At 65.9% G+C, this 12092-nt stretch carries 11 protein-coding genes; 6 read left to right on the forward strand and 5 right to left on the reverse strand.

The features are described from left to right. The first annotated feature begins 64 nt into the window (after positions 1–64). The 6 genes from ykgO (at position 65) to ACCQ04_RS11425 (ending at position 4781) form a co-directional block, all read left to right on the forward strand. The gene (gene ykgO / locus ACCQ04_RS11400; RefSeq protein WP_005913193.1) at positions 65–190 is read left to right on the forward strand and encodes a type B 50S ribosomal protein L36; all 126 of its coding nucleotides are present in this window, start codon (positions 65–67) and stop codon (positions 188–190) included. Between the two features lie 240 nt (positions 191–430). Beyond that, on the forward strand, positions 431–760 hold the full coding sequence (locus ACCQ04_RS11405; protein ID WP_102251925.1) for a hypothetical protein: 330 nt from the start codon (positions 431–433) through the stop codon (positions 758–760). A 264-nt stretch (positions 761–1024) separates the two neighbouring features. Then, positions 1025–2059, forward strand: coding sequence for an agmatine deiminase family protein (locus ACCQ04_RS11410; protein WP_104645803.1), 1035 nt, complete (start codon positions 1025–1027; stop codon positions 2057–2059). Between the two features lie 80 nt (positions 2060–2139). Continuing rightward, on the forward strand, positions 2140–3024 hold the full coding sequence (locus tag ACCQ04_RS11415; protein WP_016904714.1) for a carbon-nitrogen hydrolase: 885 nt from the start codon (positions 2140–2142) through the stop codon (positions 3022–3024). A 4-nt stretch (positions 3025–3028) separates the two neighbouring features. Then, positions 3029–3556: a GNAT family N-acetyltransferase gene (locus tag ACCQ04_RS11420; protein WP_046342957.1), complete on the forward strand. Its 528-nt coding sequence runs from the start codon at positions 3029–3031 to the stop codon at positions 3554–3556. Further along, a complete protein-coding gene (locus ACCQ04_RS11425) occupies positions 3549–4781 on the forward strand; it encodes a TraB/GumN family protein (protein ID WP_039515126.1) in 1233 nt (410 codons plus the stop codon). The genes ACCQ04_RS11420 and ACCQ04_RS11425 overlap by 8 nt, the downstream gene beginning before the upstream one ends. A gap of 118 nt (positions 4782–4899) precedes the next feature. On the opposite strand, the gene ACCQ04_RS11430 is transcribed toward ACCQ04_RS11425, so the two are convergent. From ACCQ04_RS11430 to ACCQ04_RS11450, 5 genes are all read right to left on the reverse strand, one after another. Next, a complete protein-coding gene (locus ACCQ04_RS11430; protein ID WP_054591986.1) occupies positions 4900–5790 on the reverse strand; it encodes an endonuclease/exonuclease/phosphatase family protein in 891 nt (296 codons plus the stop codon). Between the two features lie 65 nt (positions 5791–5855). Further along, the gene (locus ACCQ04_RS11435; protein ID WP_180968709.1) at positions 5856–8993 is read right to left on the reverse strand and encodes a discoidin domain-containing protein; all 3138 of its coding nucleotides are present in this window, start codon (positions 8991–8993) and stop codon (positions 5856–5858) included. A gap of 26 nt (positions 8994–9019) precedes the next feature. Further along, entirely contained in the window at positions 9020–9856 is an 837-nt protein-coding gene (locus ACCQ04_RS11440) for a carbohydrate ABC transporter permease (protein WP_046342961.1), read from the reverse strand. Further along, complete coding sequence (locus tag ACCQ04_RS11445; RefSeq protein WP_024940601.1) at positions 9853–10737, reverse strand: carbohydrate ABC transporter permease; 885 nt, start codon at positions 10735–10737, stop codon at positions 9853–9855. The genes ACCQ04_RS11440 and ACCQ04_RS11445 overlap by 4 nt, the downstream gene beginning before the upstream one ends. Beyond that, positions 10734–12092, reverse strand: a complete 1359-nt coding sequence (locus ACCQ04_RS11450; protein WP_226427707.1) for a sugar ABC transporter substrate-binding protein — start codon at positions 12090–12092, stop codon at positions 10734–10736. Before ACCQ04_RS11450 ends, ACCQ04_RS11445 begins: the two co-directional genes overlap by 4 nt.

Consider the following 12092-nt stretch of genomic DNA (forward strand, 5'->3'; position numbering starts at 1 on the left):
CCGGGTGCACCCTCGATTGCGGGCACTCTTCCATCGAATCCAACCGTTTACGCCGAGGTGTGCCATGAAAGTCCTGTCCTCCCTGAAGTCTGCGAAGACCCGTCACCGCGACTGCAAGGTGGTCCGCCGCCGCGGCAAGGTCTTCGTGATCTGCAAGTCGAACCCGCGTTTCAAGGCGCGTCAGCGCTAAGCTTTCGCCGCGCGTGCAAGACCCGAGAAAGCCGCCTCCGGGCGGCTTTTTCTTGGCCGATCCTTCACGCCGACGATTGCCTGATGCAGGCTGGACTACTCAGATGCCCGCCCGGCTCCGCGTGACGGGTGTGCTGGCAGGCAATACGCCGCGGCGTTGTGTACCACCGATCTGCAAGCACGCTGGCCCTGGTTTTGCTGTAATCACCATCCGAATCTTGTCCACTGGGGAGTAGATGACATGCGCAACCGTTTGTTTGTCCTGCCGCTGATCGCGCTGATGGGGATCAGTGCCGCTGCGTCGGCCGATACGCTGCTGATCGACCGCGCACAGCAGAAGCCTGCCGCTGCCCTGCCCTTGCGCGGCGACAGCATGAGCCAGGTCGAAGGCCGTTATGGCGCGCCGCAGGAAAAGCTGCAGCCGCGCGGTGGCCAGAAGCGCCAGTGGCCGACAATCCACCGCTGGGTGTATCCGGCCTTCACCGTGTACTTCGAAAAGAGCCGGGTGATCGACGTGGTGGCCAACCAGGCCGATGCCAACGAGATCGGGCCCAAGCCGCCGATCAAGTGATCGCGGGTTGTTCGGGTTCCATCGGAGGGTGACTGCAACAGTGGTTTGATCCAATGGTGTGCGGGAAGCGATCGCTGCGAGTCGGTAAGGCGAGTCGTTCGCAAGGGGCGGTTCGACGCGAGTCCTTCGCAAGAGCCGATTCAACGCGAGTCCCTCGCAAGAGCCAACTTAAGGCGAGTCCCTCGCAAGAGCCCGCACATCCATGTGCGGGGATTGAATTAACAGCCTGGCTTCGGTTGGGCATTGATAGGTGTTTGTTAGGTTATGACCGATAGCGTTCGCTTTCCTGCCGAGTGGGAATCTCAGTCCGCCGTGTTGATTGCGTGGCCGCATGCGGGTACCGATTGGGCCGAGCGTCTTGCCGAGGTGGAAGAGACCTATATCGCCCTGGTCACGGCGATTTCCCGCTTCGAGCCGGTGATCGTGTGCGTGGCCGATGACGACCTGCAGATCTACGCGGAAGCGCGGCTGCGCTCGGCACGGGTGGACATGGCGCAGGTGCGCTTCGTGGTTGCGGCCTACAACGACACCTGGCTGCGCGATTCGGGCCCGATCACACTGCGCCAGGACGGCGGTTTCCGCCTGATGGATTTCCGCTTCACCGGCTGGGGCGGCAAGTTCGAGGCCAGCCTGGACGATCAGCTGGTCACCTCGCTGGATGCGGCGCAGGTATTCGTGCCCTCGCAGGTGCAGACGGTGGACTTTGCGCTGGAAGGCGGCGCGATCGAGACCGATGGTGCGGGCACCTTGCTGACCACCTGGAAGTGCCTGCACGAGCGGCATCCGCAGCGCACGCGCGATTCGCTGAGTGCCGATCTTGCCGCGTGGCTGGCGCAGGACCGCGTGCTGTGGCTGGATCACGGCTATCTGGAAGGCGACGACACCGATGCGCATATCGATACGCTGGCACGGTTCGCGGGCCCGGATGCGATCGTCTACCAGGGCTGCGATGTGGCCAGCGATTCGCATTACACCGAACTGCAGGCGATGGGCGCCGAACTGGCTGCGTTGCGCAAGGCCGATGGGCAGCCGTATCGGCTGTTCGTGTTGCCGTGGGCCGAGCCGATCCTGGACCAGGGCCGGCGTCTGGCCGCCTCGTACGCCAACTTCCTGATCGTCAACGGGGCGGTGCTGATGCCGGCTTACGGCGACAAGGCCGATGCGCGCGCGCAGGCAGTGCTGGCCGAGGCGTTTCCGCAGCACGCCATCGTGCCGGTGCCGTGCCGCCCATTGATCTGGCAGAACGGCAGCCTGCATTGTCTGACCATGCAGCTGCCCGCCGGTCTGCTGGCTGCCTGAGTCACTCCTGTTCCGGCCGGCAGGCCGGTGTTACACCATCGCGCGCTACCTTAGCGCGCCACTTCGCTGGACGAATCGCCATGACCCGTCATCTCCTTCCCGTCGCGCTGATCCAGGAGCGCAACCACGGCGACGCCGCGGCCAATCTGGCCATCATCGAATCGCGCGTGGCCGAAGCCGCCGCACAGGGCGCCAAGCTGGTGCTGCTGCAGGAACTGCACAACGGTGCGTATTTCTGCCAGCACGAGTCGGTGGACGAATTCGACCTGGCCGAGCCGATCCCCGGCCCCAGCACCGAGCGGCTGGGCGCGCTGGCCAAACAGCACGGCGTGGTGCTGGTGGCCTCGCTGTTCGAGCGCCGCGCGGCCGGGCTGTATCACAACACAGCGGTCGTGTTCGAAAAGGACGGCCGCCTGCTCGGCAAGTACCGCAAGATGCACATCCCGGACGATCCGGGCTTCTACGAAAAGTTCTATTTCACCCCGGGCGATCTGGGCTTTGCGCCGATCGATACCTCGGTCGGCCGCCTCGGCGTGCTGGTGTGCTGGGACCAGTGGTACCCCGAAGCGGCGCGCCTGATGGCGCTGGCCGGTGCGGAATTGCTGCTCTACCCCACCGCGATCGGCTGGGATCCGGATGACCAGCAACCGGAGCAGGAGCGCCAGCGCGATGCCTGGGTGCTCAGCCATCGCGGCCATGCGGTCGCCAACGGGGTGCCGGTGCTGTCGTGCAACCGCGTCGGCCATGAGCCCTCGCCGTTGGGCGCGTCGGGCATCCAGTTCTGGGGCAACAGCCATGTGCTGGGGCCGCAGGGCGAATTCATCGCCGAAGCCGGACAGGACCCGACGGTGCTGGTCTGCGACGTCGACCTGCAGCGTAGCGAACACGTGCGCCGCATCTGGCCGTTCCTGCGCGATCGCCGTATCGATGCGTATGGCGACCTGCTCAAGCGCTACATCGACTGACCGCATGCCAGTGGAGTTGCGCGAAGTCCGCGACGCGGACATCCCGGCCATCACCGCGATCTATGCGGAGCAGATTGCCGGGGTCAACAGCTACGAATACAGCGCACCATCGCGCGATGAGATGGCTGCACGGGTGCGCGCGAGCGTGGATGCCGGCTACCCCTATCTTGTTGCCGAGCGCGATGGCGTGGTGGTGGGCTATGCCTACGTCGGCGCCTATCGCGCACGCGCCGGCTACCGCTGGACCGTTGAGAATTCGATCTATCTCGCCAGCGCCGCACAGGGCCACGGCATCGGCAAGGCCTTGCTCGGCGAGCTGATCGCACGCTGCCAACAGCGCGGCTATCGACAGATGATTGCGGTGATCGGCGATGCCGACAACCTGGCATCGCGACGGCTGCATGAACGTTTTGGTTTTCGCACGGTCGGAGTGTTCACCGGTATCGGCCGCAAGCATGGTCGCTGGCTGGACGGCGTGCAGATGCAACGCGCGCTCGGCTCCGGTGACACCGCCCCTCCTTCTGATGAATGACCCCATGACTGAGCAAACCACCCACGTTCTGGACGATGCGCTGTCCGGCCAGCCGCATCGCATCGTCGAACGCGATGGCGTGCGCTATACCCTGCTCGGCACCGCGCATGTCTCGCTGGCCAGCGTGGCTGCGGTGCAGCGGGCGATCGGCAGCGGCCGCTACGATGCGGTGGCGGTGGAACTGGACGCGCAGCGCCTGCAGGCGCTCAGCGACCCGGATGCCCTCGCCCGCCTGGACCTGGTGCAGGTGATTCGCAAGGGCCGGGTGGCCTTGTTTGCGGCCAACCTCGCCCTGGCCGCCTACCAGCGCCGCCTGGCCAAGCAGCTCGGTATCGAGCCGGGCGCGGAATTGAAGGAAGCGGTGAATCTGGCGCGCGCGCAAGGCCTGCCGGTGCACCTGATCGATCGCGAGGTCGGCCTGACCTTCAAGCGCGCGTCCGGGCGGCTGGGATTCTTCGGCAAGATGAAACTGGCCGGCGGCCTGCTCGGCGGCCTGTTCGCGGCTGACGAGGTGGGCGAAGAGGAAATCGAAAAGCTCAAGCAGGGCGACATGCTGGAGGCGAGCTTCGGCGACTTTGCCAGCGAAAGCCCGGAGCTGTACGAGACCGTGATTGCCGAGCGCGACCAGTACATGGCCACGCGCCTGCGCGAGGAAGCCACCACCGATCAGCGCGAGATCCTGGCGGTGGTCGGTGCAGGACATCTGGCCGGTCTGGCACGCCACCTGGAGCAGGACACCGCCGCACCCGGCCCGTTGCGCGAATCGCTGGAATTCGTGCAGCAGCGCAAGCGCATTCCATGGATCACGCTGGGCATCCTGGCGGTCATCATCACCGGCATCGGCATCGGGTTCTGGCGCGGCGGCCTGAGCATGGGCGCGGACCTGTTGTTGCAGTGGGCGATGTATACCGGAGGACTGGCCGCGCTGGGCTGCCTGCTGGCGGGCAGCCACCCGTTGAGCATCCTCACCGCGGCGGTGGTGGCGCCGTTCAAGCCGTTCCGCCTGAGCGTGCCGACCGGTGCGTTCGCCGCCCTGGTCGAAGTGCATATGCGCAAGCCGGCCTATGGCGACTTCCTGTCGCTGCGCGACGATGCGCAGACCTTGCGCGGCTGGTACCGCAATCGCGTCTCGCGCGTGGTGCTGACCTTCCTGCTGACCAACGTCGGCAGCATGGCCGGCGTGTGGCTGGCCGGTGTGCAGATCTTCAATCGCCTGCATGGGTGAGCGTGGCGGCGCTGCAGTCTGCTGCTCGTAGGAGCGCACCCGGGCGCGATGGGGCGTTACCGGTAACGCCCCATCGCGCCCGGGTGCGCTCCTACGGCATTCGATCGCTTGCGCGCGGCTACGGCGCGGACTGCGCCTGTGGCGCGAGCTGCAGGCGCACCCAGACGCCGTAGTGATCCGATGCCCAGCGCCCTTCGGCATACGGGGTGTCGAACAGGATGCGCGCTTCGCGCGCCAGCAGGCGGTTCTGCTGGAAGAACACGTGGTCGATCCGCGCCGGCGTGTCGAAAACATGCAGGTTCAAGGTGCTGACGGTGGCATCGCTGTTGCGATGCACACTGCCGTAGCTGTCGCCGTAGCCCTTGCGTAGCGCTTCCAGATCCAGGGCGTCGGCGGCGGTGTTGAAATCGCCGGCGATCACGACCGGTGCCTGCTCGCTGTTGGAGGCAATGAAATCCAGCAGGTCGGCGACCTGACGCGTGCGTGTGGCGGTGCCACGTGCATCGGCACGTTCGTTGAGGTGGGTGACGTAGACATTGATCGGCTGGCCGTCGACATCAACCTGCAGATGCGCGGCAACACGGTAATCGTCCAGCGGCTGCAGCAGGCGCTGATGCCGGGCCAGCACCGTGCGCCGGCTCAGCAACGCGTTGCCGTAGCGCTTGGGCGCACCGACCGGATCGGCCGAGGCGAAGGTGTAGTCGTAATCCAGCTTGCGCGCCAGCCAGGCGGCCTGGTTCTCCACGCTGCCGCGGCGCTCGATCACTTCCTGCAGCGCGATCACGTCCGGCGCCAGTTGCTTGAGCTGTCTGGCGATATAGGCGCGACGCGCCGGCCAGTCTTCGCGGTCGTGATGCAGGTTGAGCGTGACCAGGGTCATCTCGCGCTGCGCCGCGCCCGGCGACTGCACTGCCGGGGATGCGTGTGCTGCCTGATCGGTCTGCTCGAGTTGTGCGGGTTGCGCGGCCTGCGTGGCGTGTACAGCGACAAAGCACAGTAGCAGCGCCAGCCACGCGACCGGCCACCCGCCGCCGCGCCGCACCGGCGCTGCCCGGGTCGGTCGAGCCGCGTGGATCATTGCGAGGCGCGCTCGGCCCGCCGCACCGCGCTGGGCACATCGATCTGCACGTTGGCCGGCAGCTGTTGAATCCGCAATTCGCCGTTCTGCCATTCGGCCGATTCACCGTTGATGCTGGCCTTGCCCGGCGTGCCCTGGTACGGCCACGGCAACACCACCCCGCCCGGCGGCAGGATCAGGCCGGGCTGCAGTTGCAGCACCAGTTGCTTGTCGGTGCGCTGCAAGGTGTAGTTGAGGCGCCCGTACGGTGTGCGCAGCTCGGCAATGCCGATGCCCTTGCCCTCGAACCAGCGCGTCGGCGTGCCGGCAGCGATGACCAGGCTGGCGTCGGATTCGCGTCCGTAGGCGAACATGTCCAGCACCGAGCGCACGAAATCCGAGGCGACCCAGGCATGCGGCAGGTCGCCGACGAAGAACGGCGTACGCGGCGTGCGCGAGACCACTTCGGCCCATTGGTTCCAGGGTTGCGGCGCACGGTCCTTGAAGAAGAACGCGGTGGCGTCCCAGGCGCGGTCGCGCCAGCCCAGGCGCACGAACGCGGCCACGTTGCGCCATTCGTAGGGCGTGTAGTCCTTCCATGCGCGCTTGCCGTCGCGGCGATCGGAAAACTCCTTCCAGTAGCGCTCGAAGGTATTGGTCAGCAGGTCCTGCGGCAGGCGTTGCTGCTCGCCGCCCGGGGCCAGCGCGATGGTGGTCGAGGTCGCATCGAAGTCGCCCAGCTCGGCCGAGCCGGGCAGGAAATCGAGACTGTGCTGGCGCACCGCCGCCCCCAGCGAGGCGACCAGGTCGCCACTGAATTCGTCGCGTGCGGCGCTGAAGCGGGCGACCTCGTCTGGCTTGTCGAGTGCGCCGGCCAGCATCGCCGCATCCTTGTAGCCGCGCAGCGCCCAGAAGTTGTCCCAGTACGAATGCACCGGCTTGGCCGAATAGCCTTCGTGGCTGATCGACACCGGCATCATTCCGTAGAAGGCCGGATTGCGCATGAAGTTGTCTTCGGTGCGTTCGCTGGCGCGCAGCTTTTCCATGTAGTCGTAGGCGCCGGTCACGTGCGGCCACATCTTTTCCAGGAACGCCTTGTCGCCGGTGTAGCGGTAGTACTCGGCGATGTTGAAGATCAGCTCGCCATGGCTGTCGTTCTCGGGAACCGGGTCGCTGCCGCGGTCGTCCACGCAGCACGGCACCATGCCGTCGGCGAACTGATACGGGGCGAACCAGTCGACGTACTCGCGCACCACGTCTTCGCGGCCGAGCCGCAGCAGGCCTTCGGAAATCATCGCGCCGTCGCGGATCCAGCTGCGCGAATACGAGCGCGTGCCCGGCTGCAGGCGCGGGCCGATGCGCGAGATCAACATGTGCGCCAGCGCGGTGCGCAAGGTGTCGACCACCGGCTTGCCTTCGGCCGGCACGCTGATGCGCACGCGATCGAGCTTGCTGCGCCACTGCTGGGCCACCTGCTGCTGCGCCTTGTCGGCATCGAAGCCGGCCGGCAGTTGCGCGGTGCCGGTCTGCGGAATCACCAGCGCCACCTCGCGCTGTTGGCCGGGCTCCAGCTTCCAGCGATACAGCAGCACGCCCGAAGCCAGGCCGGTCTCGTCCTTGACCTGGGTGATCGTCGGCGGCGTGGCGGCGGTGAGATGGCTGACATCCATGCCGCTGTCGAAGGCGCTGGCAAAGCCGGCATCCGGACGTTGTGCGGCGAATACCCGCGGCTTGCCGTTGACGCTGACCTGCGCGCCCTCCACCGCCAGTTGTTCGATCCGGCTGACGCCGCCCAGGGTATTGAGGAACTGCGCCGGCGGGTTGACCTGGAACGGCCGCACCGCCAACGCCAGCGTGAAGTCGCGCGCCTCCTTGCCGGTGTTGTGCAGCTGATAGCGTGCGACCAGTTGCGCCTGATCCGGGGTGCCCTGCACGAACGCGGTCACGCGCAGGTTCATCAGGTCGTGGTGCCAGTCGACGCTGGGAATCGGCAGGTAATCGTCCTGCAGGCTCTGCTCGCTGCTGACGTCGGACCAGTGCAGCAGCTTGCCGCCGGTGACCACGAACGGCTCGATGCTGAAGCCGCCCTTGCCCACTTCCACCGCGCCGTCCTCGCCGATCAGGCCCTGCTCGGTGCCGCCGTCCAACCCCAGGATGGTCCAGTACGGCTGCTCGCCGGAGAAACCGCGTGGATAGCTGCCGCGCGGCATCTGCGCGGCCAGCGACTTGATGAAGTCGTTCGGGGTCGCCGCAAATGCCAGCGGCTGCAGCTGCACTTCCTTGATGCCGTAGCGCCAGTTGGGGCCGTCCTTGAGATCGAAGCGCAGGTATCGCGCCTCGGTGTCCGGCAGCGCCAGCCAATCGGTGCCGCCGGCACCGGCCGTGACGGTGCGCAGGTCGCGCCAGCCGCGCCCGTCGCTGGACGCGCGCACCACGTATTGCGAGGCCTGCAGGCCGGGGACCCACTGCACCACCGCGCCGCCGAATTCGCGCACCTTGCCCAGGTCCAGCGTGACGGTCTGTTGCTTGACCGCGCCGCTGAGCCAGAAGGTCTCCGGCTTGCCGTCGGCCAGGCGTTGTTCCAGTGCGGGCGCGGTATCGGTGATCGCCTCGGCCTTCAACGGCGAGGTGTCTTCCGGCGGCAGCGGCGTGAGCGTCAGGCGGTCAAAGCACACCGTGCCCTTACCGCCGACCTTGTTGTAGATGGTGAACTCGACATCTGCGCTGCTGCGCAGTTGCTTGTCCTGGCCCGGGCCCCAGGCCTTTTCGATGTTGCGCTTGCGATAGCCGACGGTGGTCCAGTTCTTCGGGAAGTTGAAGCCGGGCCGGTTGACCCACCACACGTTGTCGCCGCTGGCATCGATCAACTTGACCTGCAGGTCGTTGGACGGCGAGTCGCCGCGCAGCGCAAAGCCGATGCGGTAATTGTCCGGATAGTCGATCGGCAGGTTGCGACGGATTCCGACATAGCCGGACACGCCGTTGAAGTTGTAGTCCAGGCACAGCGCATGCCCGCCGGCACTGGTGGCGACCGGCCGCAGCGAGCCGCTGACCTGGTTGGACACCACCAGGCGCCAGGCGCCGATGTCGTTGAAGCCGTCGAGCACGCGTTCCTGCGCCTGCGCCGTGACCGCAGAGGTGGCAACAGCGGTCATGGCAAACAATCGCAGGAACATTGGCTTCACCCCTTCACACTCCCCAGCAGAAGACCTTGGATGTAGTAGCGCTGCAGCGCGACGAACAATAGCAGCACCGGAATCACCGTCACCACTGCGCCGGCCATCATCAGCTCCACGTCCATGATGTGCTCGCGCGACAGTGCGGCCAGCGCCACCGGCAAGGTGTACTGCTCCTGGTCGGTCAGCACGATCAGCGGCCACATGAAATCGTTCCACGAGCCCATGAAGGTGAAGATGGTCAGGGTGACCAGCACCGGCTTGAGCATCGGCAGCACGATCTGGAAGAAGATCCGCATTTCGCTGGCGCCGTCGATGCGCGCGGCCTCGATCAGTTCATCGGGAATGCTGCGCGCGTACTGGCGCACCAGGAAGATGCCGAACACCGTCGCCAGCGCCGGCACCACCACCCCGCCGATGTTGTTGACCAGATGCAGCTGCTTCATCAACAGGAACAGCGGCAGCATCGCCACCTGCGCCGGGATCACCAACGCCGCCATCAGGATCTTGAAGATGCGCTCGCGGCCGACGAACTGCAGCTTGGCGAACGCATAGCCGGCCATGGTGTTGATCAGCAGCGAGCCGAGCGTGATCAGCCCGGACACCATCAGGCTGTTGGCGAAGTTGCGCGCCATGCCGGTACGCGCGAACAGCTCGTGGTAGTTGGCGGTGGTGAACGCCGAGGGCAGCATCGGCGGCGGGAAGCGGCTGGCCTCGCCGGTGGGCATGAACGACACCGACAGCATCCACAACAGCGGCGCCAGGCTGACCAGCGCCAGCACCAGCAGGCCACCGTTGATCAGCACGCCGTTCCAGCGCGATTGGCCGACATCACGACTCATATCAAATCCCTCTTGCGGCCGAAGCGCAGCATCACGGTGGTCACCGCCAGGATGATCAGGAACAGCAGGAACGCCACTGCCGACGCGCGGCCGAGGTTCCACCACTTGAAGCCTTCCTCGAACATGAAATACAGCACGCTCACGGTGCTTTGCAGTGGGTCGCCGCGGGTCATCACGTAGGGCTCGGCGAACAGCTGGAAATAGCCGGAGATGGTGATCACCCCGACCACCATCAGCACCGGGCCGAGCATCGGCAGGGTGATATGCAGGAACTGCTTCCAGCGCGAGGCGCCATCGATGCGCGCGGCCTCATACAGGTCCTGCGGGATCGCCTGCAGCCCGGCCAGGAAGATCACCATGTTGTAGCCGAAGTTCTTCCATACCGCGAACAGCATGATGGTCGGCATCGCCCAGCGCGGGTCGCCCAGCCAGTCGATCGGGGCGATGCCCAGATGGCTCAGACCGAAGTTCACCAGGCCGTACTTGATGTGGAACAGATAGCGCCAGATCACCGCCACCGCCACCAGCGTGGTCACCACCGGGGCGAACAAGGCGGTACGGAACAACGCCTTGAAGCGCGAGGCCTTGGCATTGAGCAGCAATGCCGCGCCCAGCGACACCCCGATCGACATCGGCACGCCCAGCAGCACGAAATACGTGGTGTTCCACAACGACTTCCAGAACAGCGGCGTCTGCAGCAGGTCGATGTAGTTGCCCAGGCCGACGAAGCGCAGATGGCCGCTGTCGGCCAGTGCGTACAGATCGAAGTCGGTGACGCTGAGCACCAGCGCGGCGAACACCGGCACGCCGAAGAACATGCCCAGCACCAGGATCGACGGCGCGGCGAACACCCAGCCGGCGACGGAATTACGCTTCATCATCGTGCCGCTCCCTCGCCCGCTGCCGGTGCTGGCGCTGCGGCAGGTGTCGCCGCAGGCGTTGCCGTTTCACCCGCCGGACCGACATGTCCGCCCTCCTGTTCGAAGATCCAGCGGCGCTTGGCCAGAATCTCGTCCACGCGCTTATCCAGTTCCTGCACGGCGGCCTCATGTGATTGGCCGCCACGCACCACGCGCTCGGTCACCAGGCGCATTTCCTGCACGATGCGCTCCCACTCCAGCACCTTGGGCGTGGCCTTGACCCGCTCCAGCTGGTCGCCGAAGGCATGCGCCAGTTCGTCGTTGGCCAGCGAGGGCAACTTCCAGGTGCTGCGGCGCGGCGGCAGGTCGCCGATGATGGCGTGGAAGCGCGCCTGCACCTGCGGCTGCGACAGGTATTCGATCAGCTTCCAGCTGGCGTCCTTGTGCTGCGATGACTTGAAGATCACCAGGCTGGAACCGCCGGCAATGCCCGCGCCCAGACCGTTGGGCCCCGGCAGCGGCGCAGTGCCCCACTTGCCTTCCATGCCCGGCGGCTGGCGCAGCTTGAACTCGCGCACGTTCCACGGGCCGGACAGATAGAACGCGTAATAGCCGTTGAAGAACTCGTACCAGACGTTGGAGACCTGGGTCTCGGAGACCTTCGGCGCCCAGCCTTTCTGATACATGGTGTCGTAGAAGCCCAGCGCCTTGCGGAAGCCTTCGCCGCGGAAGTTGCCGTAGTTGTCGTGGTCGCGCAGTAGGCGGTCGTCCTGCTGCAGCGCGAACGACAGTTGCTGCTCGAATTCGTTGAGCGGCATCAGGATGGCGTAGCGGTCCGGGCCGACCTTGCGCTTGATCGCCGCCATCACCTGTTCCATCTCGGCCCAGGTCTTGGGCATCTCGCTATAGCCGGCCTCGCGCAGCAGGTCCTTGCGATAGAACAGCAGCCGGGTGTCCACATACCACGGCACGCCATATAGGGTGCCGTCGACCAGGTTGGTGTCCCACACGCCGGGGAAATAATCCTGCGGGTCGACGATCCTGGAACGCGCCACATACGGCTGCATCGGTTCCAGCGTGTCCAGCAGGGCGAACTCCGGCAGCCAGGTGTTGCCGAGCTGGCACACGTCCGGCAAGCCATCGGCGGCAAAGGCGGTCAGCAGTTTTTCGTGCGCCGCCGTCATCGGGATGTTCTGCACATCCACGTGGATGTCGGGGTTCTGCTTCTCGAAGTCGGTCACCAGCTCGGCGACCACTTCGGCCTCCTTGCCCATGGCCCAGAAGCGCACGGTGGTCTTGCTGGGGTCGGAGCGTTCGCATCCCGCCACACCCAGACACAGTGCGGCGGAGATCATCAACAGTTTCAAAAGGCGCAC

Origin of the sequence: Xanthomonas sp. NCPPB 2866, assembly GCF_041475745.2 — a bacterium.
GTDB lineage: Bacteria > Pseudomonadota > Gammaproteobacteria > Xanthomonadales > Xanthomonadaceae > Xanthomonas > Xanthomonas arboricola.